Here is a 20,005-nt window from a genome sequence, read left to right as displayed (position 1 = left end):
CGAGTCGCCCGGGCCAGGGGTGGGGGCCCCACCGACCGGTCCTTACCGGCTGCGAACGGGTCGCGTCACAGCGCGGTCCGGGCGGGGTGGTTCCGGCATCCTGTCCCCGTGACGCGCATGCTCCCGGACACGCGGATCCGGCGAGCCGGGCTGACGTTCGACCTGGCCGCGGTGGGGGCGGGTGCGGCGCTCGTCGTGGCCGCCGCACTGGTGGGGTGGCAGCTCCTCCGGGACGCGTTCGACATCTTCCTCGGCTTCCCGCCGCTGCTCGCGAGCTGGGCACCGCACGTCGGCCCGGGCACACCGGTCGCGATCGTCGTCGGCGTGCTCCTGGCGGCGCGCGGCCCGGCTCTCGCCCAGCGCCTGGCCTGGCGCCCCCTGCTGCTGCTCGCGTGGGCCACGTCCGTGGTCTGGACGCTCGGACTGGCGCTCGTCGACGGATGGGCCGTCGGTGTGGCGGGACGGCTCGCCACCGACCAGGAGTACCTGTACGACGTCCCGCGGGTCACCGACATCCCGGCGATGCTGCGGACCTTCACCGACTTCATCCTCACCGACCAGCCCGTGCACTGGACCACGCACGTCGGGGCGCACCCACCCGGGGTGTTCCTGCTGTTCGTGTGGCTGGACCGGATCGGGCTGGGCGGTGGCGGACCGGCGGGGATCGCCGTGATCCTGGTCGGGGCGTCGGCCTGTGCGGCGGTCGCCGTGACCCTGCGGGCGCTGGGATCGGAGGACGTCGCCCGGTCGGCGCTGCCGTTCGGCGTGCTGTTCCCCGGGGCCGTGTGGGTGGGGGTGTCGGCGGACGGGATGTTCGCGGGCGTGCTGGCCTGGGGCGTCGCCCTGCTGGCGGTCGGCGCGACCCGGCGGGGTCTGCGGGCCGACGTCGCGGCCGTGGCCGGGGGCCTGCTGCTGGGGTTCGTGCTCTACCTCTCCTACGGGCTCGTGCTGGGCGGGCTGCTCGCGCTGGCCGTGCTGGTGGTGACCCGGAGGTGGCGGGCCGCCGCGCTGGCCACGGCGGGCGTGCTGGCCGTGGTCGCCGCGTTCACCGCCGCAGGCTTCTGGTGGTTCACCGGCCTGCATCTGCTGCGGATCATCTACGCGGCGAGCGCCGCCGCGGGCCGGCCGTACGAGTACTTCGTGTGGGCGAACCTCGCCGCGCTGGTACTGGCCACCGGCCCCGCGGTCCTCGCCGGGCTCCGCAGGCTCGCCGCCGCGCCCCGGTCGCTGCCGCTCGCACCGGCCCTGCTGGTCGCCGCCGCGGTCGTCGCGGTGCTCGCGGCGGACGTGTCCGGGCTCAGCAAGGCGGAGGTCGAGCGGATCTGGCTGCCGTTCGGGGTCTGGCTGGTGGTGGGGTGCGCGCTGCTGCCGCCCCGGCACGTGCGCTGGTGGCTGGTGGCCCAGGCGGTGCTGGCGTTGCTGGTCAACCACCTGCTGCTCACGGTGTGGTGACACCGGCAGAATCGACGTGTGCTGACCGCGGCGGACGAGCTCACCTCGGGTCCCGTCGTGCTGCGGCGGTGGCGACGCGCCGACGCCGAGGTCCTGTACCGCGTGGTGAGCGAGTCGCTGGAGCACCTCTCCCCGTGGATGGCCTGGGCCGCGCGCGGCTACTCGACGGCTGACGCGGTGGCCTACCTCTCCCGGACCGAGGAGCAGTGGGGCATCGACTACGACTACGCCATCGTCGCTCCCGGGCCGGTGGTCGCCGGGAGTTGCTCGATGATGAGCCGGATCGGTCAGGGTGGCTTCGAGATCGGCTACTGGGTCCACCCCGCGCACCTCGGGCGGGGCTACGCCACAGCCGCTGCCGCCGCGCTGACGGCCGAGGCGTTCCGCATCGGCGCCGACCGGGTCGAGATCGTCCACGACCTCGCCAACGTCGCCAGTGGCGCGATACCGCGGCGGCTGGGCTTCGACGAGGTCGATCGGCGACCACCGCAGGACGAGCGCAGCGCCGCGGAGGCGGGTGTCGAGGTGGTGTGGCGGCTCCTGGCCCCCGGCGCCGCGGTGGTATGACAGCACCACCAGATCAACAGTCAGTTGTGACGGTTGGACGGAGGCAGGATCTGTGGAGATCACCGACGGCGTCGCCGTGGTCACCGGTGGCGCGTCCGGGCTCGGGCTCGCCACCGCGGAGGTGCTCGTGGCAGCAGGTGCGAAGGTCGTGCTTCTCGACCTGCCGGGCTCGCCGGGGGAGGAGCGGGCCGCGGAGCTCGGCGATGCGGTGCGGTTCGCGGCGGGCGACGTCCGCAGCGAGAGCGACGTGGCGGCCGCGCTCGACGTCGCCGACGAGCTGGGCCCGCTGCGGGTGGCGGTCAACTGTGCCGGCACCGGCAACGCGATCCGGGTGATCGGCCGCAAGGGTGTGTTCCCCCTCGCCGACTTCACCCGCATCATCGAGATCAACCTGATCGGCACGTTCAACGTGCTGCGGCTCGCCGCCGAACGGATGGTGGCGCACGAGCCGGTGGGTGAGGAGCGCGGTGTCATCATCAACACCGCATCGGCCGCCGCCTTCGACGGCCAGATCGGCCAGGCCGCCTACTCCGCCTCGAAGGGCGGAGTCGTGGGCATGACGCTCCCGATCGCCCGTGATCTCGCCTCGAGCTACATCCGGGTGGTGACCATCGCTCCGGGTCTGTTCGACACGCCGCTCCTGGCCGGCCTGCCGGAGGAGGCCAGGGCGTCGCTCGGCGGGCAGGTGCCGCACCCGGCCCGGCTGGGCCGACCGGCCGAGTTCGGGGCGCTCGCCGCGCACATCGTGGCCAACCCCATGCTCAACGGCGAGGTGATCCGGCTCGACGGCGCGATCCGGATGGGCCCGCGCTGACGGCCCCTCCGGATCGCGCACGCTCGTTCCGGTCAGAGGGTGGCCGGGACCCGGTCCAGGAAGCCGTGCACGGTGGCGATCCGACCGTCGGGGGCGACGGCCACCACGTCGAAGCCGACCACGAGCGGCTCGGCGCCCGCCGGGCCGAGGCCCCAGCGGAACCGGCACACGTCGTGGTGCCGGTCGACGTCGCCGACCGCCCGGAACTCCATGCCCGGGAACTGCTGCTGCGCACCGGCGATCAGTGCGTCCAGCCCGTCCGCGCCGGTGACGTCGGCCAGGGGGTCGACGTAGCGCACGTCGGGCGTGAAGGCGGCCTCGACGGCGGCGCGGCGGGCGGCCGGATCGGTCTCGTTCCAGGCCGCCAGGTAGTTCCGGACGAGGGTGTCAGGTGTGGGGGTGGTGGACATCGGGACCTCCGCGGATCACGGGTGAACGGTGACAGGACGACCTTCGCCCGGGCCGCGGTGGCCGGTCGATCACCTCGGAGGTAAGGCCGGAGGTCACAGCACCTGGATGCGCCGGCCGCCACTCTGCAGGACGATGTCGCGGAACGTGGCCCGGCCGGTGCCGTGGCCGAAGTGGCTCACCGCCACCAGCTGCAGCGATCGGATGCGCGCCGGTGCCGGGCCGACGAACCGCTCGTGGTCGGCCCGCACGGCGCGGCACTCGCGACGCCACCGGCCGAGCCCGGCCGGGCCTCTGCGCACCGGGATGTGTGTCTCGCGGCCGGCCCGGCCGGGGACGGGGCAGCCGAAGGTGTCGTCCTCGGGCTCGAGGGCAGTGCTCCAGAACCAGTTGAGCCGCGGCGCCGCGGGCGTGAACACCGCGGTGATCCCGAGCAGGTCGTGCGTCCAGGTCGTGTTCTCCGGCGCGGCCCCGGGCAACGCCTCGACCCGCCAGCTCCATTCGATGGTGGTGTCGCCGTGCAGGGCCACGTCGACGTCCTTCGCGAGGACGCCCGCCGCGTTGTCGCAGACGACGTCGATCGCCGGCCTGCCGTCGGTGACGGCGTGCCGGTAGATGTCCCCCGGTCCGGGGGCCAGCAGGTAGGACCAGCCGGCGGGCGGCACGACAGGGTCGAGCAGCCTGCGCCGCTCGGCGGCGGCGAGCTGCGGGTCGGCCGTGGTGGGCCGCAGCGCCGCCAGGCCGTCGACCGGGTCGGCGCCCCGCGGCCAGTGCAGCACCGTGACCGCCAGCGACCCGCGGTGCTGCCCCGAGAAGTCGTCGGCACACGCGCTCGTGACGAGTGTGCCCGACCGGTCCGCCCAGGTGCCCAGGTGGACGCAGAGCTCCAGGGGGCCTGAGCTGTCGACGACCACGGTGGTGGTGTCCTGGGTGCAGCCGAAGATCTCTCCGCCGGGAACGCGGCCCCACAGGTGGTACTTCGGGCCGCCCCAGTGGGTCGGTGACCAGCTGATGCGGCCCGAGCCGAGCAGCGTGACGCGGTCGCCGCGGCGTACCTCGATGCCGGTGCCGGTCCACGAGGGGGCGTCGCCCGGCAGCACCAGGTGCACCGCCGCCGGTTCGATCATCGCCCTACTGTGGCAGATCGCCCGGCGCGGCGGGCCCCATCAGCTGTTCCGTGAGCGCGTCAGTGGCTCTGGTGGTACGCCTCGAGCACGTTGGACGGGATGCGGCCCCGCTCCGAGATCTTCATCCCCTGCGCCTGCGCCCATTCCCGAATGGCCTGGTTCTGCTCGCGGTCGGTGCTGGGACGAGCGGCCGCGACGGCGGTGGCGCCCGAACGACGACGGCCGCCGGTGCGCCGGGCAGCGGAAATGAAGGGCTCGAGGGCCGTGCGCAATCTGGCGCTATTGGCCGCCGAGAGGTCGATCTCGTAGGCCTTGCCGTCCATCGCGAACTCGATCTGCTCCTCGGCCTCGCTGCCATCGAGGTCGTCGACGAGGGTGACCGTTGTCTGCTTCGCCATGTGCGCTGCCTTTCAGGGGCTCCGGGTACGCCGGGGCACCCTCGCTGTGGTACGAGGGTTCCGCGGTTCCGAACAGGGGTGGGTGGCAATTGCGAGACGATAATAAAGGAGTGAGGTGCCCATTGTCGATCGGGGTGGGACGGATCCGTGCCGGCCGGGCCCACCCGCTGCCCCCGGCGGCCCGGGCCATTCCGACCGAATGGGATCGCCGATGCCGGAAAAGAGCCGGTCAGGCCACTAGTTGCCGCTGCGCGGCCCCGGCCGACTAGGCTCGAACCGTGGGTGTGACGGTCGAACGGCGAGGGCGAATCCTGCTGGTCCGGATGGAGCGCCCGGCCAAGCGCAACGCGATCGACCAGGGTATGACGGCTGCTCTGGACGCTGCCTTGAACGAGTTGGACGATGATCCGGACCTGTGGGCAGGCGTGCTCGCCGGAACCCCGTTGGCATTCTCGGCGGGCACCGACCTCACCGATGGCGCGGGTCCCCCCACCGAAAGAGGGGGCAACTACGGCGTGGTCCGGCGCGACCGGCGCACCCCGTTGGTGGCAGCCGTCGAGGGAATCGCCTACGGAGGTGGGTTCGAGCTCGTACTGGCCTGCGATCTCGTGGTGGCTGCACGGACCGCGCGGTTCGCGCTTCCGGAGACCGCACGCGGGCTGATCGCGAACTGCGGTGCCCTTTTCCGGGCGCAGCGGGCGCTGCCGCGCAACGTCGCCACCGAGATGTTGCTGACCGGCGAGCCGTTGGGCGCCGAGCGCGCATGGACGCTCGGCCTGGTCAACGCGCTGGTAGAGCCCGGGGAAGCAGAGGAAGCCGCGCTTGTTCTCGCGGAGCGCGTCTGTGCCAATGCGCCGGTGGCGCAGAGTGCCACGCTGGGTGCCATGGCCGCGGTGGTGGCCGCCGAGGACGCTCTCGGATGGGCCGCCACGGAACGGGCCCAGATTGCGGTGAACGAGTCGCAGGATGCCGCCGAAGGGGTGGCGGCCTTCCGTGAGAAGCGTCCGCCGCGGTGGAACGGCCGATGACTCCGCCGCAAATAATCCGCTCGCCATCGGGGGGTGTCCCCAGGAAGATGACGGTCTCGACTCGACCGTCCCGAGTTGACGGTCGGGCGTCCGACGTCGATGCGGGCCCCGTTGTGCCGAGCCTTGTGATCCGTCCTTGTGGCCGTGATCTATCCGGACGTGACCCCGAGATGTGGCCCCCGGATGTGACGCGTCCGTTGTGGTGTCCGGGCGGTGCGGCAACCGCGGTGCGCCGGCCGTCCCGGACGACCATTGAGTCGCGCCCGTCCGGGCCGCGAACCGTTGTCGGTGCACCTTAATCGAAACGGCGCGTTTCGATGAAGCTCGGCGCGTGGTTTGCCACAGCGGATTCACAACTTCACCGATGGATGCACCGATCGATGAGACAGAACGGTCTCGCCGGTGGCGGCCCATCGGTGCCACCGGTTACGGGCCCGATCGGCTCGCCACGGGCGATGTGGCGCCGAGCGGCTGCGCGCTACGCGAGGGCTGGAATGGCGGCTGTCGGCGCCTGATAGAGGACGTCCGTTTGGGTACGCGGAATGGCGCTGCGGATCGGGCGCCGGAAGGGGTGGCCGCCGGAAGTCGCGGTGCCCTGCCGTTCGCCGCCACGGGCTACTGCAACGGAGCGGGCGGATTCAGGCGGTCCGGTGCCGCCGGAGCCGCAGTGCCGGGCGCCACGCCCGGCGGGGCGGCGTCGCCGCGGCGCGGGGCCGCGCGGGAGCAGGGGGGAGCGTCACCGCGATCTCCCCGCCCAGCTGGAAACCGGGCACCAGGTCCAGCTCGTCACCGCTCCAGAAGCGCCCGGGGTCGTACCAGCTGGGGCTGCGGTGCCCGGCCAGCAGACCCATCTCCTCGTAGGTGACCGCCACGACCTCGGCGCAGTAGGCCGTCTCCGGGCCCGGCGCCGGCTCCGCCCGGCCGTCGCCGTCTCCGCCGGGGCGCCGCAGCGCGGGCAGCCGGCCCCGGAGCCAGCGACCGGCCAGGCGGGCGGTGGAGGGGAACGGGGTGCCGTCGAGCCGCGCCACCGTGCGCAGGGCCGCGTCCTCCATGTCCCGGCTGAGCGGGCCGTCCAGCTGCCGCAACCAGGCCCGCTGGTCGTAGCGGTGCCCCCACTGCAGCACCGCGTCGCGCAGGTCGTGCAGCTGGACGCCGCGCTGGTGCGTGCCCGACCACAGGTCGGGAAGCGACCGGCCCAGCTCGGCGTGCCACATCAGGGGCGGCAGGTCGTCGACGACCAGTGCCATGCCCACGTGGTTGACCGGGGCGTTGGTGATCCCGCGGATGGCCCGGTCGGCCGGGCTGCGGCCACGGAAGATCCAGACGTCGCCGGTGCGGGCCAGCTCGCACGCCCGGTCGAGGGTGATCACGCTGGCCGGCACGGCCGGTAGGTTAACCACCATGCGCTGGTGGAAGTGGCTGGGGCTCGCCGGCCTCGCGGGGGTCGCGGCGACCGGGGCCGTCACGGTCCGCGCCGAGCGGCGCAGGCGGGCCTACACGCCGGAGGAGATCCGGGGCCGGCTCCATGAACGGGTCGCCGAGGCCGCCGGCCGCCGCGAGCCCGGCTGACCCCGCGCCGTCAGGGCCGGACCAGCCGGCCGAGCTCGCGCCCGTCCACGTCGAACAGCACGAGCGTCGCGCCGTCGAACCCGGCCCGCGCGGATCTCGCCAGCCAGCCGGGAACGCCGACCATGCCGTCGCAGCCCCTCAGCGTCATCGGGCCGCAGGTGGCCAGGAGAACGCCGCGCGGACCGCTCACCCACCGGCCGGCGCCGCCGTTGCAGCCGTCCGAGCCGGTCCAGGAGCCCGCCGCCGCCAGGTCGGCATGCGGTGGCTCCGGCGCCCGGGCTGCTCGTGCGCGGTCGGTGATCTCCCAGCGCCCGACCAGCCGGGGCGGCTCCACCGGCTCCACGCCGGGCGGCAACGGCGCCGCCGGGCCGAAGTGTCCGGCGGGCCCTCCGGGGGGTGGCGGTGGCCCGGGCTGCGGGGACAGCCGCGCCGTCGGCTCGCCGGCAGCGTCGAGCAGCACGAGATCGGAGCCCGCGCGCGTGACGGCGGTGGCCGCCTCCAACCACGGCGGCGTGGACAGGTCGGGCGGCCACTCACCGCCCGCGGTGGACACGTGCGCCACGAACAGACCGGACGAGTCGGCGCGCCAGCCGCCGTACCGGACGTCGCGGCCCGCGCGCACCTCGAACCGGTGGCTGTCGAGGACGAGCACCGAGTCCTCGATCCCGGTGCCGCTCACCGACCAGCTGCCGACCAGCTCCGCGACGTCCACGGGTCCACCTCCTCCCGCCGGGACCACCGGCTGCCCGCAGGCGGTCACCGCCACGAGCGCCAGCCCGATCACGATCTGCACGGGGCGCATGCCGTGAGGACGGAGCCGAGGGGGTGCCCGGTTGCACGGAGCCTAGGCTCAGTGGGTGGAGAAGCGAATGGCGAAGCGGCTGGGACGTGAGGTCGGTGTCGTCGGGCTGGGGTGTTGGCAGCTCGGCTCGGACTGGGGGCAGGTGGACGAGTCCGACGCCCTCGCGGTGCTGCACGGTGCCGTCGACACGGGTGTGACCTTCCTCGACACGGCCGACGTCTACGGCGACGGCCGCAGCGAGACACTTGTCGGCCGGTTCCTGCGTGAGCGGGGCGACGCGCAGCTGACGGTGGCCACGAAGATGGGCAGGCGCCTCGACCAGGTGCCGGAGAACTACACGCGGGAGAACTTCCGGGCCTGGAACGACCGCTCCCGGGCCAACCTCGGCGTCGACACGCTGGACCTCGTGCAGCTGCACTGCCCGCCCACTGCCGTCTACTCCCGCGACGAGGTCTACGACGCGCTCGACGAGCTGGTCGCCGACAAGCGGATCGCGGCGTACGGCGTGAGCGTCGAGCGGGTGGACGAGGCGCTCACCGCGATCGCCCGGCCCGGCGTGGCGAGCGTGCAGATCATCCTCAACGCCCTGCGGCAGAAGCCGCTCGAGCAGGTGCTGCCCGCGGCCGCAGAGGCCGGGGTCGCGATCATCGCCAGGGTGCCGCTCGCGTCCGGTCTGCTGTCGGGGCGCTACACCGCGGCCACCACCTTCGGCGCCGACGACCACCGCACCTACAACCGGCACGGCGAGGCCTTCGACGTGGGCGAGACGTTCGCCGGCGTGCCGTTCGAGGTCGGCCTGGAGGCCGTCGAGCGGCTGCGGGCGCTGGTGCCGGCCGAGGCGACGATGGCGCAGTTCGCGCTGCGCTGGATCGTCGACCTGCCACAGGTCACCGTGGTGATCCCGGGCGCCCGCAACGCCGAGCAGGCCCGGGGGAACGCATCCGCCGCCGACCTCGCGCCACTGGGGGAGCAGGTGCACGCCGCGGTCCGCGAGGTCTACGACGAGCTGGTCCGCCCGCACGTGCACGACCGCTGGTAGGCCGGTAGGCCGCAACGCGCTCGGGCATCGGGTTCCCCCGACGCCCGAGCAGCGCCGGTACCGGGCGACTCGCGGGGCGAAATCGGGCGACTCGCGCACGCAGAACGGGCGACTCGCGCACGCAGAACGGGCGACTCGCGGGGTCAGAGGTTCGCGGTGGCGCCCTCCAGGTACTCCGCGAACTTCGTCCGGGCCGCCTCGGCGCGGGTGGGGATGTGTTCGGTGGGGACGTCGGCCGGGGTGTAGCCGCGCAGGATCCGGCGGGCCACGGTGGTCTTGTGCACCTCGTCGGGGCCGTCGTAGATCCGGGCCGCGCGGGCGGCCCGGTACATCGACTCGAGCGGCAGGTCGCCCGAGAACCCGAGCGACCCGTGCACCTGGATCGCCCGGTCGATCACGTCGTGGAGCACCTTCGCGCCCCAGTACTTGATCATGGCGATCTCGACGCGAGCGTTGGCCGCCCCCACCTGGTCCATCGTCCAGGCGGCGTGCAGCGTCATGAGCCGGGCCGCCTGCATCTCGGCGGCCGAGGTGGCCACCCAGTCCTGCACCATCTGCTTCTCGGCCAGCACCGACCCGTGGGTGTAGCGGCTGACGGCACGCTCGCACAGCATGTCGAACGCCCGCTTCGACTGTCCGAGCCAGCGCATCGCGTGGTGGATCCGGCCCGGACCGAGCCGCTGCTGGGCGAGCCGGAAACCGTCACCGGGGCTGCCGACGAGGTTCTCCTTCGGCACGCGCACGTCGGTGTAGAGGATCTCGGCGTGCCCGCCGTAGAGCTCCCCGCCGATCGTGGGGTGGTCCATCACCGGGATGTCCCGCAGGATCTGCACCCCGGGCGTGTCGACGGGCACGACGAACATCGACGACCCCTGGTAGGCCGACACGTCCGGATCGGTCACGGCCATGACGATGAGGAAGTCGGCGTGGGAGGCGTTCGACGAGAACCACTTGTGGCCGTTGATCACGTACTCGTCCCCGTCGAGCACGGCCCGCGTGGACAGCAGGGTCGGGTCCGCTCCCGCGCCCGGCTCGGTCATCGAGAAGCAGCTGCGCAGCTCCCCGCGCAGCAGCGGGTACATGAAGCGTTCCTTCTGCTCCGGGGTGCCGCCGATGGCGAGCAGCTCCGCGTTGCCGGAGTCGGGCGCCTGGTTGCCGAAGATGCCCGGCGCGTAGCGGCACTGTCCGAGGATCTCGTGCATCAACCCCAGTTTGACCTGCCCGAACCCGCCGCCGCCGAGCTCGGGGGGCAGGTGCGCCGCCCACAGCCCGCGCTCCTTCACCTGCTCCTTGAGCGGGGCGGTGATCCGGGCGAATGTCGCGCGGTCCAGGTCGAGGGTCTCCAACGGGATGATCTCCGTGCGGACGAACTCGCGCATCCACTCGAGCTGTGTCTCGAACTCGGGTTCCGTCGAGAAGTCCCACGCCATGGTCCGTGCCTCCGCATCGTCGCCGGGACCGCTCGATCCCTCCGGGCCATCGTGCCCCGGAGATCGGCTCGAGGACAGTGACCCTGCCGGGCCAGGGAGTGCGGTCGGCGGGCCGGCCAGGAGATGCTGACGGCGTGGACCTCTCGTTCGAGCCGCTGACACCGGTGTCGTACCTCGATCGGGCCGCAGCCGCGCACGGCGACCGCACCGCGGTGGTCGACGGCGCCCAGCGGTGGACCTACGAGGAGCTGCACCGGCGCTGCCGGCAGCTCGCGGGTGCGCTGGCCCCGCTCGCGGCGGGCCGCCCGGGTGGCGGTGCTGGCACCGAACACGCACGTGCTGCTCGAGGCGCACTTCGGGGTGCCGTGGGCGGGGGTGCCGCTGGTCGCGCTGAACACCCGGCTGGCGGCGGCGGAGGTGGCCTACATCCTGGAGCACTCCGGGGCGGGGGTCCTCGTCCACGACCCGATGTTCGACGACCTGGTCGCCGACGTGGTGGGCAGGCTCGACCGGGCCGCAACCACGCCGCCGGTGCGGGTCCGGGCGGGGGAGCGGTACGAGGAGCTACTGGCCGCGGCCGTCCCGCAGGCGGTGACGCCCACCGACGAGCGCTCGCTGCTCTCGATCAACTACACCTCGGGGACGACCGGGCGGCCCAAGGGCGTGATGTACCACCACCGCGGGGCCTACCTGCAGGCGCTGGCGATGGCCGGGCACACCGGGCTCTCCCCGTCGGCGGTGCACCTGTGGACGCTGCCGATGTTCCACTGCAACGGCTGGTGCTTCCCGTGGGCGGTCACCGCGGCGGGCGCCACGCACGTCTGCCTGCCGAAGGTGGAGCCCGCGCAGGTGTGGCGGCTCATCCGGGAGGAAGGGGTCACCCATCTCAACGGGGCGCCCACCGTGCTCTCGATGCTCGCGTACGCACCGGAGGCGGCCCCGCTCGACGGCCCGCCGGTGCGGGTGGCCACCGGTGGTGCCCCGCCGAGCCCGGCGATCCTGCGGCGGATGGGGGAGCTGGGCTTCGACGTCACCCACCTCTACGGGCTGACCGAGACGTTCGGGCCGGTGATGATCTGCGACTGGCGCCCGGAGTGGAACGACCTCGACGCCACGGAGCAGGCCCGGCTGAAGGCGCGCCAGGGCGTGGCCAACATGATCTCGTGCCGGGCGCGGGTGGTGGACGCGGACGGCGCCGACGTCCCGGCGGACGCCACGACGGTGGGCGAGATCGCCCTGCGCGGCAACAACGTGATGCTCGGCTATCTGCACGACCCGCTGGCCACGGCCGCGGCGGCGCCGGACGGCTGGTTCCGCACCGGGGACCTCGGAGTGCTGCACCCCGACGGGTACGTGGAGCTGCGCGACCGGAGCAAGGACGTGATCATCTCCGGCGGGGAGAACATCGCGTCCGTCGAGGTGGAGCAGGCGATCGCGGAGCACGCGGCGGTGCGGGAGGTCGCGGTGGTCGCGGCGCCGGACGAGCGGTGGGGTGAGGTGCCGGTCGCCTACGTCACGCTGCAGGAGGGCGCGAGCGCCACCGAGGCCGAGATCATCGACCACGTGAGGGAGCGCCTGGCACGGTTCAAGGCCCCGAAGCTCGTGGTCTTCGGGGAGCTGCCCAAGACCTCCACCGGCAAGATCCAGAAGTTCGTGCTGCGGGACCGAGGCCGCTGACGGCCCGGGAGTGCTCAGGAGGCGCTGGCCCGCCAGGCCTGCACGCGGTCCTCGGCCCGCCGGGACCGCATCGCTGCCGCCACTCCGTTGGCCTGTGCCGCCGACGCCGCGTGCTGGGCGACGGCCCGCTCGGCCTCGGCGAGCTCCCGTGCCGCGATGACGTCACCCGCGTCGCGGAAGACGGTCGGCAGCGGGACGTCGGCGGTGTCGTCGGGACTGCGGCGTTCTGCCCGGTACTGGTTGTCCTCGGGCAGGCCGCCGGTGAACCTCCCGTAGGCGCCGAGGAACAGCAGGAGGGCACCCGCGACCAAGCTGAAGATCACGTTGGACATGCGGAACGCGAGCAGGTTGTACGGGGTGCCGAGCACGAGCACGTTGAGCAGCCCGGACAGGACGAACAGGGTGCCCACCGTGACGGTCACGGTGGACGCGGTGCGCCCGCCGCGCACGGCCGCCGTGATCAGCACCCCGCCCACGACCAGCGAGATCACCGACAGCAGGCCGTTGGACGAGAGGCCGAGCACGGGGGCACCGTCGAGGGAGAACGGGTCGAGCCGGTTCACCAGGCCGAGGATGCCGAAGACCCACAGGCCCAGGCCGAACAGGACCGCGCCCACGCGGTGCACGGTGTCGAGACGACTGTGGGAATCGCGCCACACCTTGTCCATGGGGACATGGTGACCGCGGGGGGCGGCAAGCGCGAGTCGATCTGGACCCGAACGGCTCAGTGGCGGGCGCGGGTGCGCACCGTGCGGGAGAGCAGCGCGATGCCGCCGATCAGCAGGACCAGCCCGATCACGAGCCACAGTCGTGACCCGGTCATGAAGCTGCCGAGGAGCAGGTTGGCCCCCTGCAGCGTCCACACCGCCCCGAAGAAGATCATGAGCACGCCGAGCACAGCCGGGATCCATCGGGTCATGAGCCCGATCGTCCTCCTGATCAGCCGGTTCGGGTGACCGGAGCGGTGTTGCCCGGCTCACGGTCACCGCACCACGGCCGCGCCGGCACCGCTGTCCTCGTCGGGGCGGCCGCCGGTGTCCGGCTACTCCTTCTCCTCGCCCGCGGCGGGCCGTCCGGGCTCGGGGTCGGTGGCCGGGGTGGTGCCGGCCCGCAGCTCGGCCTGGAGGATCCGCGCCGACCGGCCCAGTCCGCGCGCCGCCTCGGGCAGCTTCTTGGCACCGAACAGAAGAACCAACACGCCGATCACGATGAGCCAGTGCCAGGGGCTGAGCTCGCCCATTTCTCCACCTTTCGCTGTGCCGTCTTCCCGGCACTGTTCTTGCGCCGTCTTCCGCAGTGTCGTCCTCTGCTCCAGCAGGGACCTCTCGAGTGTGCCCCCATCGGGAAGTCCAGGAATATTCCGGAGTGCCTGTCGGTGAATTGTCCGCAACGGGTGGGTGATCCATTTTCGGAGGTCCGTGCCGCGCTGTCCCGGCTCTGCAAGGGCAGCATCGCCCCTGGTAGATGTAGTGCGTGAGTGTTACCCGCAAGAGCGCGCGTTTGGCAGTGTTGGGCGTGGTGGCGGCCGTGGTACTGGCCGTGATGTCCTTTCCCGTGGTCGGTGGCATCGGCCTGCTGGCCGCGCAGGTCAGTAGCGGATCGGTCAATGTCGCGCCGGCGGCGCTGCTCGCGGGGAACACTCCCGATGTCACCACGGTGACCGATTCGACCGGAAAACCCATCGCGTACCTCTACGACCAGTTCCGGCTCCCCGCCACGAGCGCGCAGATCTCGCCCGCGATGAAGGCGGCGATCGTCGCCATCGAGGACCGGCGGTTCTTCGAGCACGGCGGCGTGGACCCGGTCGGCACCGTCCGCGCCCTGGTCAACGACGCCGGCGGCGGCGCCCAGCAGGGCGGTTCGACCCTCACGCAGCAGTACGTGAAGAACTACGAGCTGTACGTCGCGGCCACCACCGACGCCCAGCGCCAGGCGGCCATCGCGCCCAGCCTCGCGCGCAAGATCCACGAGGCCGAGCTCGCGGTGCAGCTCGACAACGAGCTGAGCAAGGACGAGATCCTCACCCGCTACCTCGACATCGTCTACTTCGGGCACGGTGCCTACGGCGTCGCGGCCGCGGCGCAGGTGTACTTCGGCACCACCGCAGCGCAGCTGACGATCCCCGAAGCGGCCCTGCTCGCCGGGATGGTGCAGAGCCCCACCCAGTACGACCCGGTCCAGCACCCCGACGCCGCCACGGCGCGGCGCAACGTGGTGATCCAGCAGATGCACCAGCTCGGCTCGATCAACGACGCCGACGCGGCTGCGGCCACCGCGTCCCCGCTCGGCGTCTCCCCCACCGCGGACGTGCCGGACGAGGGCTGCACCGCCGCCGGTGACGCGGGCTACTTCTGCGCCTACGTGGTGCGCTATTTGAAGCAGGCCGGGTTCACGTCCGAGCAGCTCGCCTCCGGCGGCTACACGGTGCGCACCACGCTCGACCCCGACGCGCTCGCCAAGGCCAAGGCCGCCGTGGACAGCCAGGTGCCGCCGACGACACCGCACGTGGCCGACGTGCTCTCGTTCGTGCAGCCGGGCCAGTCCCAGCACCGGATCACGGCGATGGTGGCGAACCGCACCTACGGCAACGGTCCCGGCCAGTCCAGCTACGGGTTGCCCTTCCAGCCCGAGAACCTCGGTGCCGGGTCGGTGTACAAGATCTTCACCGCCGCCACGGCGATGGAGCAGGGCCTCATCGGGATCGACTCGGTGATCGACGTCCCGCCGAGCGGCTACGTCTCCCCGATCTACAAGGACGGGTCGGGCCACGCCATCCCGGTGCACAACGCCGAGGAGACCCTCGCCCCGCAGCTGACGCTCACCAAGGCGCTCGCCGAGTCGCCGAACACCGCCTTCGTCAAGCTGGAGGAGAGCACAGGCATCGCGCCCATCGTCGACATGGCGCTGCGGCTCGGCATGACCTCGCTCAACGACGCGGTGAGCGACCAGCCGGGCGCGCTGTCGATCGCCGACACCGTGAAGGCGGAGAAGCAGGCGTCCTTCACGCTCGGCGTGACCCCGACCAGTGACCTGGAGCTGGCCAACGTCGACGCGACGCTGCAGAGCCACGGCATGTGGTGCCCGCCCACGCCGATCGACTCCGTGACCGACGAGAACGGCAACCCGGTGCCCATCAAGGAGCAGGCGTGCAACCAGGCCGTGGCTCCCGCACTGGCCGACACCCTCGCCAACGGTCTCAGCCAGGACGACGGGCCCGGCGGCACGTCGGCCGCTGCCGCCTCGGCGGAGGACTGGCACCGGCCGACCTCGGCGAAGACGGGGACCACGCAGATCTTCCAGTCCGCGGCGTTCGTCGGCGCCACGCCCCAGCTCGCGGGCGCGGCCATCGTGTTCGACGACTCCAGGAACCCGCGGCCGATCTGTGACGGGTCGCCGCCCAGCACCTGCTCCAGCGGCACGCTCTTCGGCGGTGGCGCTCCGGCCCGCACGTTCTACAAGGCGGCGAACGACATCCTCGCCGGCACTCCTGTCGTGCCGCTGGCGGCGCCGGCACCGGAGTACCTGAGGGGCCGGGACTCGTAGGCCGGGTTACCTTCGACACCCGGTAGAAGCAGCGGGCAGGACGTCGGGCAGAGTGAAGGCATGGCAGCCTTCTCCTCCCCGACCACGGGCGCCCTCGTCTTCCGCGCCATCGCGATCGCCGAGGCCTGCTCCTGGGCCGGGTTGCTGATCGGGATGTTCTTCAAGTACGTCGTGGTGCGCGACGACATCGGGGTCACCGTGTTCGGGCCGATCCACGGGGTGCTCTTCCTGGCCTACGTCGTGATCACCCTGATGGTGGCGCGCGAGTTCCGGTGGAGCGCATCGACCACCGCACTGGCGCTGGTGGCGAGCATCCCGCCGCTCGCCACCCTGTGGTTCGAGCGGCGCGCCCGGCGCAACGGGCAGCTGTCCGCCCCGCTCGCAGCCGAGTAGCCGGGCGGGCCGGGCGCTCAGGAGCTGAGCTCGGCCTCCAGGCCGCCGAGCTCGGCGCTGAACTGGTCGAGGAACCCGCGCCACGACGCGATCGGCACCGCGGGGCGGATCACGAACTTCGTCAGCCCGACCTCGACGAACCGCCGCACCTGCTCGCGGGTCTCGTCCCAGCCACGGGGCACCAGCAGCGCCGGGTCGATGTCCGAGCGCCGCCGCGCCACGCGGGCGAGTGCCGCGTCGACGTCGGAGTCGGCGGCGCCGGGCGGAACGACGGCGATGTTCGTGCCGTAGTGGTCCTGCTCGATCTCCCGGCCCGCTTCCTCGGCGGCCCGCTCGATCTCGGCCCGCGCGTCCCCGGCCTCCGCCGGAGTGACGACGCTGCCGAGCCAGCCGTCGGCGAGCCGTCCGATCCGGCGCAGCCCGGCGGGGGCGCGGCCGCCCAGCCACAGGTCGAGCGGACGGGAGGGCAACGGGGCCACGGACGCGTCGTCGAGATGGAAGAAGCGCCCGTGGTGGGTGACGCGGGGCTCGCTGAGCAGCCGGCGCACGACCGTGAGCGCCTCGTCGAACAGCGCGGCCCGGGCACCGTCGGGCACCGGGTAGAGGCCACGGTCGGCCGGGGTGGCCGACCGCACCCCGAACGCCGGCAGGATCCGCCGGGGGGCGAGCGCGGCCAGTGACGCCAGCTGGGCGGCGACGAGGGCGGGGTTGCGCCCGGGGAGCACCAGTACGCCGGTGCCCAGCTTGAGGTTGCGGGTGCGGCCCGCGGCGAACGCCATGCCGACGACGGGATCGATCGTCGGGGCGGACGCCGTGTCGGCGAGCCAGAGCGAGTCGATGTCGCGGGTCTCGAGCTCGTCGATCAGCTCGGCGAGCTCAGGACCGGGACCCGGCCCGGATGCGAGTGGCAGTGACCCGATCCCGATGCGCACCTTCACGGCAGTGACGCTACGCGCGCCTGCACCATGATCAGCCGCGACATGGTCACCTGACGCTGTCCGAAGCCCCCGCCGAACAGCGACATGTGTCCATGTCGCGGGTCAGGTCGCCGCCCTGGCGACGGTGGCGAGGGCCTGGTCCAGGTCGGCCGTCAGGTCGCGGGGGTCCTCCAGGCCCACCGAGAGGCGCAGGTGGCCGTAGCGGCGGAACTCCTCGGGGTAGTGACGCGCCCGCTCGTCGTCGCCGGAGACGTGCACGATCAGGGACTCGTCGTGCCCGAGCGAGACCGCCGAGGTGATCAGCCGCAGCGCCGCGACGAACCTGTTCTGCGCCGCGCCGTCACCACGCACCGCGAACGCCAGCATCCCGCCGAACCCGCCGTCCAGCGTCCGGGCGGCCAGCGCGTGCTGCGGGTGGGACGGCAGGCCCGGGTAGGCCACGTAGGCCACCCGCGGGTCCTGGGCGAGGAACCGGGCCACCGCCATCGCCCCCGCGCAGTGGGCCCGCATCCGCATCGGCAGGGTCACCGAGCCCCGCATGATCAGCCAGGCGTTGAACGGGCTGATCACCCCGCCCACGTTGACCATGGCCTCGCGGCGGACGTCCTCGACGAGCGCGGTGCCGGCCTCGCCGCCGCCGATGACCGCGCCCCCCATCGCGTCGCCGTGGCCGTTGACGTACTTCGTGAGGGAGTGCACGACGACGTCGGCGCCCAGCGCGAGCGGGCGCTGCAGCACCGGCGTGGCGAACGTCGCGTCCACCGACAGCAGCGCCCCGGCGGCGTGCGCGACCTCGGCGACCGCGGCCACGTCGGTGATCCGGGTGGTCGGGTTGGCCGGGGTCTCGACGTGGACCAGGCGCGTCTCCGGCCGGATCGCCGCCGCCACTGCGGCGGGGTCGGAGGAGTCGACGAGCGTGGCCGTGATCCCGTACTTCGCCGGGAGCAGCTCGGTGAGCAGCCGGTAGGTGCCCACGTAGGTGGTGTCGGAGCTGACCACGTGGTGGCCCGAGCGCAGCGCGGCGAAGAACACCGCGTGCTGCGCGGCCATCCCGCTGGCGAGCGCCACCGCGGTCGTGCCGCCGTCGAGCGCGGCGAGCTTCTCCTCCAGCCAGCCCTGGTTGGCGCCGCCGTTGCGGGTGTAGAGCGGCGTGCCCGTGCCGGACCAGCTCAGCTCGGACGGGTCCTCGGGCAGGGCATAGGAGTTGGCCATGACGAGCGGACGGCGGATGGCTCCGGTGCCGGCGTCGACGGCGTTCCCGGCGTGGACGGCGAGCGTGGCGAGATGCGGGGTGTCGGACACCCTGCCTTCGTACCGCGCCTGGTCGGGAGTGGCGCGGACCGGCGAGACATGATCATGAGGATTGTCGAACCGGGCGCATGCCGCCTACGTACGTCAGTTCATGGTGGGTACTGCTGTCGAGGTGGCCCGTGCGGTGCGGGTGGGGTCGCTCGACCCCGTGCGGGTCACCGAGGACGCGTTGGGCCGGATCGCCGCGGGCGACGCGGCGGTCGGCGCGTTCCGGCGCGTCCGGACGGCAGAGGCAGCGGCCGAGGCGCGGGCGGTGGGGGAGCGGCCCGACCTCGCGGACCTCCCGCTGGCCGGGGTGCCGATCGCGGTGAAGGACGTCACGGCCGTCGCCGGTGAGTACGTGGGCTGGGGCTCGCAGGCGGGCTCGCGGCAGCTCGCGGCGGCCGACGGGGAGATCGCCGCCCGGCTGCGCGCCGCCGGTGCCGTGATGGTCGGGCTGACCCACGTCCCCGAGCTGTGTCACTGGCCGATGACCGACACTCCCGACGCGATCACGCGCAACCCGGTGGTACCGGCGTACACGGCCGGCGGATCGTCGGGAGGCGCCGCCGCAGCCGTCGCGGCCGGCATGGTGCCGGTGGCACACGGCTCCGACGCGCTCGGCTCGATCCGCGGGCCCGCCGCGATCTGCGGGCTGGTCGGGTTCATGCCCGGCAGGGGTGTGGTCGCCGCCTCCGACACGCACCTCTTCTGTGGCCTCTACACCCACGGGGTGCTCGCGACCACCGCGGCGGACGCGGCGTTGGTGCTCTCCGTGCTCGCCCAACGGCCCGCGCTGGCGCAGCTCACGGAGCCGGGCAGGCTGCGGGTGGCCGTCTCCACCGAGGTCCCGGGTGGGGGCGCGGCGCCGGACGAGCTGACCGCCGTCGCCACGCAGGTGGCGCAGCTGCTCGGTACGGCAGGCCACCTGGTCGGCGAAGCCACCCCGTCGTACGGGTCGGGGCAGCTGCCGGCCACCGTCGCCCGATGGTTCGCGGGTCCGTCCGAGCATGCGGAGGCGTTCGACCGCAACCGGCTCCAGCGCCGCACCCGCACCCACGCGCGGATCGGGCGCGTCGTGCGCAGGGCGGGGCTGGTCCGCGAGCGCGGCCGGCAGGAGTGGACGGCCCGCGCGCGGGAGTTCTTCACGGAGCACGACGTGCTGGTCACGCCCATGCTGCAGGCGTTGCCCGCGAAGGCGGAGATGTGGCACCGCAAGTCGTGGCTCGCGAACTTCCCGCAGGCCCTGCACAGCGCGTTCGTCACCCCCTGGAACCTCGCGGGCTTCCCGGCGATGTCCGTGCCCGCCGGGGTCCATCCCACCGGCCTGCCGATCGGCGTGCAGCTGGTGGCCCCGCCCGGGGGTGAGTCGCGGTTGCTCGCCCTCGCCGCGCAGCTGGAGTCGCTCGGCTGACGCCCGCGAGTCGCCCGCTTTCGGCGCGCGAGTCGCCCGCTTTCCGCGCGCCGGCGGCGCTTGATCGCCGCGAGATCCATGCGTCAGCCCTCCGGAGGGCGAACAGCCGCATCTCG

General features: G+C 73.0%; 20 protein-coding genes and 1 pseudogene. 10 read left to right on the top strand and 11 right to left on the bottom strand.

Annotation, left to right across the window (positions count from 1 at the left end):
• Positions 1-117 precede the first annotated feature (117 nt).
• From HF577_RS21880 to HF577_RS21870, 3 genes are read left to right on the top strand one after another with little or no spacing between them, the layout of a single operon-like run.
• Complete coding sequence (locus tag HF577_RS21880) at positions 118-1,452, top strand: hypothetical protein (RefSeq protein ID WP_246266925.1); 1,335 nt, start codon at positions 118-120, stop codon at positions 1,450-1,452.
• 18 nt (positions 1,453-1,470) lie between these two features.
• Complete coding sequence (locus HF577_RS21875; RefSeq protein ID WP_169397795.1) at positions 1,471-2,019, top strand: GNAT family N-acetyltransferase; 549 nt, start codon at positions 1,471-1,473, stop codon at positions 2,017-2,019.
• A gap of 52 nt (positions 2,020-2,071) precedes the next feature.
• A complete protein-coding gene (locus tag HF577_RS21870; RefSeq protein ID WP_169397794.1) occupies positions 2,072-2,833 on the top strand; it encodes a 3-hydroxyacyl-CoA dehydrogenase in 762 nt (253 codons plus the stop codon).
• Positions 2,834-2,865: 32 nt separating this feature from the next.
• On the opposite strand, the gene HF577_RS21865 is transcribed toward HF577_RS21870, so the two are convergent.
• The 3 genes from HF577_RS21865 to HF577_RS21855 form a co-directional block, all read right to left on the bottom strand.
• The gene (locus tag HF577_RS21865) at positions 2,866-3,243 is read right to left on the bottom strand and encodes a nuclear transport factor 2 family protein (RefSeq protein WP_169397793.1); all 378 of its coding nucleotides are present in this window, start codon (positions 3,241-3,243) and stop codon (positions 2,866-2,868) included.
• Positions 3,244-3,336: 93 nt separating this feature from the next.
• Positions 3,337-4,368: a DUF3047 domain-containing protein gene (locus tag HF577_RS21860; protein ID WP_169397792.1), complete on the bottom strand. Its 1,032-nt coding sequence runs from the start codon at positions 4,366-4,368 to the stop codon at positions 3,337-3,339.
• 59 nt (positions 4,369-4,427) lie between these two features.
• On the bottom strand, positions 4,428-4,766 hold the full coding sequence (locus HF577_RS21855) for a histone-like nucleoid-structuring protein Lsr2 (protein ID WP_169397791.1): 339 nt from the start codon (positions 4,764-4,766) through the stop codon (positions 4,428-4,430).
• A gap of 278 nt (positions 4,767-5,044) precedes the next feature.
• On the opposite strand from HF577_RS21855, the gene HF577_RS21850 reads away from it, so the two are divergent.
• On the top strand, positions 5,045-5,794 hold the full coding sequence (locus HF577_RS21850; protein ID WP_169397790.1) for an enoyl-CoA hydratase-related protein: 750 nt from the start codon (positions 5,045-5,047) through the stop codon (positions 5,792-5,794).
• Positions 5,795-6,432: 638 nt separating this feature from the next.
• On the opposite strand, the gene HF577_RS21845 is transcribed toward HF577_RS21850, so the two are convergent.
• The gene (locus HF577_RS21845; RefSeq protein ID WP_312859287.1) at positions 6,433-7,176 is read right to left on the bottom strand and encodes a hypothetical protein; all 744 of its coding nucleotides are present in this window, start codon (positions 7,174-7,176) and stop codon (positions 6,433-6,435) included.
• Positions 7,177-7,195: 19 nt separating this feature from the next.
• On the opposite strand from HF577_RS21845, the gene HF577_RS21840 reads away from it, so the two are divergent.
• Positions 7,196-7,363 carry a hypothetical protein gene (locus HF577_RS21840; RefSeq protein ID WP_169397789.1) on the top strand — a complete coding sequence of 56 codons (168 nt, stop codon included), beginning with the start codon at positions 7,196-7,198 and terminating at the stop codon, positions 7,361-7,363.
• A gap of 10 nt (positions 7,364-7,373) precedes the next feature.
• Here HF577_RS21840 and HF577_RS21835 read toward each other — a convergent pair whose 3' ends face one another.
• Positions 7,374-8,165 (bottom strand): META domain-containing protein, encoded by a 792-nt coding sequence (locus tag HF577_RS21835; RefSeq protein WP_169397788.1) that lies wholly within the window; start codon positions 8,163-8,165, stop codon positions 7,374-7,376.
• Between the two features lie 67 nt (positions 8,166-8,232).
• On the opposite strand from HF577_RS21835, the gene HF577_RS21830 reads away from it, so the two are divergent.
• Positions 8,233-9,204, top strand: coding sequence for an aldo/keto reductase (locus HF577_RS21830; RefSeq protein WP_211174650.1), 972 nt, complete (start codon positions 8,233-8,235; stop codon positions 9,202-9,204).
• A 143-nt stretch (positions 9,205-9,347) separates the two neighbouring features.
• On the opposite strand, the gene HF577_RS21825 is transcribed toward HF577_RS21830, so the two are convergent.
• Positions 9,348-10,634 carry an acyl-CoA dehydrogenase family protein gene (locus tag HF577_RS21825; protein WP_169397786.1) on the bottom strand — a complete coding sequence of 429 codons (1,287 nt, stop codon included), beginning with the start codon at positions 10,632-10,634 and terminating at the stop codon, positions 9,348-9,350.
• A gap of 134 nt (positions 10,635-10,768) precedes the next feature.
• Between HF577_RS21825 and HF577_RS21820 the strand changes: the two are divergent.
• Positions 10,769-12,311 (top strand): annotated as a pseudogene (locus tag HF577_RS21820) (AMP-binding protein).
• A 14-nt stretch (positions 12,312-12,325) separates the two neighbouring features.
• On the opposite strand, the gene HF577_RS21815 reads toward HF577_RS21820, so the two are convergent.
• The 3 genes from HF577_RS21815 to tatA form a co-directional block, all read right to left on the bottom strand.
• Positions 12,326-12,979: a DUF4383 domain-containing protein gene (locus HF577_RS21815; protein WP_169397785.1), complete on the bottom strand. Its 654-nt coding sequence runs from the start codon at positions 12,977-12,979 to the stop codon at positions 12,326-12,328.
• Positions 12,980-13,035: 56 nt separating this feature from the next.
• Positions 13,036-13,230: a hypothetical protein gene (locus HF577_RS21810; protein WP_169397784.1), complete on the bottom strand. Its 195-nt coding sequence runs from the start codon at positions 13,228-13,230 to the stop codon at positions 13,036-13,038.
• 123 nt (positions 13,231-13,353) lie between these two features.
• Entirely contained in the window at positions 13,354-13,551 is a 198-nt protein-coding gene (gene tatA / locus HF577_RS21805; protein ID WP_169397783.1) for a Sec-independent protein translocase subunit TatA, read from the bottom strand.
• Between the two features lie 266 nt (positions 13,552-13,817).
• On the opposite strand from tatA, the gene HF577_RS21800 reads away from it, so the two are divergent.
• Both HF577_RS21800 and HF577_RS21795 read left to right on the top strand, forming a co-directional pair.
• Complete coding sequence (locus tag HF577_RS21800; protein ID WP_312859288.1) at positions 13,818-15,854, top strand: transglycosylase domain-containing protein; 2,037 nt, start codon at positions 13,818-13,820, stop codon at positions 15,852-15,854.
• A gap of 60 nt (positions 15,855-15,914) precedes the next feature.
• A complete protein-coding gene (locus HF577_RS21795; RefSeq protein WP_169397782.1) occupies positions 15,915-16,247 on the top strand; it encodes a DUF3817 domain-containing protein in 333 nt (110 codons plus the stop codon).
• A gap of 17 nt (positions 16,248-16,264) precedes the next feature.
• On the opposite strand, the gene HF577_RS21790 is transcribed toward HF577_RS21795, so the two are convergent.
• The gene (locus HF577_RS21790; RefSeq protein ID WP_169397781.1) at positions 16,265-17,185 is read right to left on the bottom strand and encodes a TIGR03854 family LLM class F420-dependent oxidoreductase; all 921 of its coding nucleotides are present in this window, start codon (positions 17,183-17,185) and stop codon (positions 16,265-16,267) included.
• A gap of 102 nt (positions 17,186-17,287) precedes the next feature.
• Positions 17,288-18,487, bottom strand: a complete 1,200-nt coding sequence (locus HF577_RS21785; RefSeq protein WP_169397780.1) for a trans-sulfuration enzyme family protein — start codon at positions 18,485-18,487, stop codon at positions 17,288-17,290.
• A gap of 100 nt (positions 18,488-18,587) precedes the next feature.
• Here HF577_RS21785 and HF577_RS21780 point away from each other — a divergent pair, with 100 nt between their 5' ends.
• Positions 18,588-19,889, top strand: a complete 1,302-nt coding sequence (locus HF577_RS21780; protein ID WP_169397779.1) for an amidase — start codon at positions 18,588-18,590, stop codon at positions 19,887-19,889.
• Positions 19,890-20,005: the final 116 nt, after the last annotated feature.

Origin of the sequence: Pseudonocardia xinjiangensis (assembly GCF_012911925.1) — a bacterium.
Taxonomy (GTDB): Bacteria; Actinomycetota; Actinomycetes; order Mycobacteriales; family Pseudonocardiaceae; genus Pseudonocardia; species Pseudonocardia xinjiangensis.
The sequence above is the reverse complement of the archived record's forward strand: the minus strand, read 5'-3'. Positions and strand labels throughout refer to the sequence as shown.

Coding starts and splice junctions, on each gene's coding strand:
- HF577_RS21840 (WP_169397789.1), top strand. CDS start 7,196: ATGCGCTGGTGGAAGTGGCTGGGGCTCGCCGGCCTCGCGGGGGTCGCG.
- HF577_RS21795 (WP_169397782.1), top strand. CDS start 15,915: ATGGCAGCCTTCTCCTCCCCGACCACGGGCGCCCTCGTCTTCCGCGCC.
- HF577_RS21880 (WP_246266925.1), top strand. CDS start 118: ATGCTCCCGGACACGCGGATCCGGCGAGCCGGGCTGACGTTCGACCTG.
- HF577_RS21855 (WP_169397791.1), bottom strand. CDS start 4,766: ATGGCGAAGCAGACAACGGTCACCCTCGTCGACGACCTCGATGGCAGC.
- tatA (WP_169397783.1), bottom strand. CDS start 13,551: ATGGGCGAGCTCAGCCCCTGGCACTGGCTCATCGTGATCGGCGTGTTG.
- HF577_RS21860 (WP_169397792.1), bottom strand. CDS start 4,368: ATGATCGAACCGGCGGCGGTGCACCTGGTGCTGCCGGGCGACGCCCCC.
- HF577_RS21810 (WP_169397784.1), bottom strand. CDS start 13,230: ATGACCCGATGGATCCCGGCTGTGCTCGGCGTGCTCATGATCTTCTTC.
- HF577_RS21865 (WP_169397793.1), bottom strand. CDS start 3,243: ATGTCCACCACCCCCACACCTGACACCCTCGTCCGGAACTACCTGGCG.
- HF577_RS21780 (WP_169397779.1), top strand. CDS start 18,588: ATGGTGGGTACTGCTGTCGAGGTGGCCCGTGCGGTGCGGGTGGGGTCG.
- HF577_RS21830 (WP_211174650.1), top strand. CDS start 8,233: ATGGCGAAGCGGCTGGGACGTGAGGTCGGTGTCGTCGGGCTGGGGTGT.
- HF577_RS21815 (WP_169397785.1), bottom strand. CDS start 12,979: ATGGACAAGGTGTGGCGCGATTCCCACAGTCGTCTCGACACCGTGCAC.
- HF577_RS21835 (WP_169397788.1), bottom strand. CDS start 8,165: ATGCGCCCCGTGCAGATCGTGATCGGGCTGGCGCTCGTGGCGGTGACC.
- HF577_RS21825 (WP_169397786.1), bottom strand. CDS start 10,634: ATGGCGTGGGACTTCTCGACGGAACCCGAGTTCGAGACACAGCTCGAG.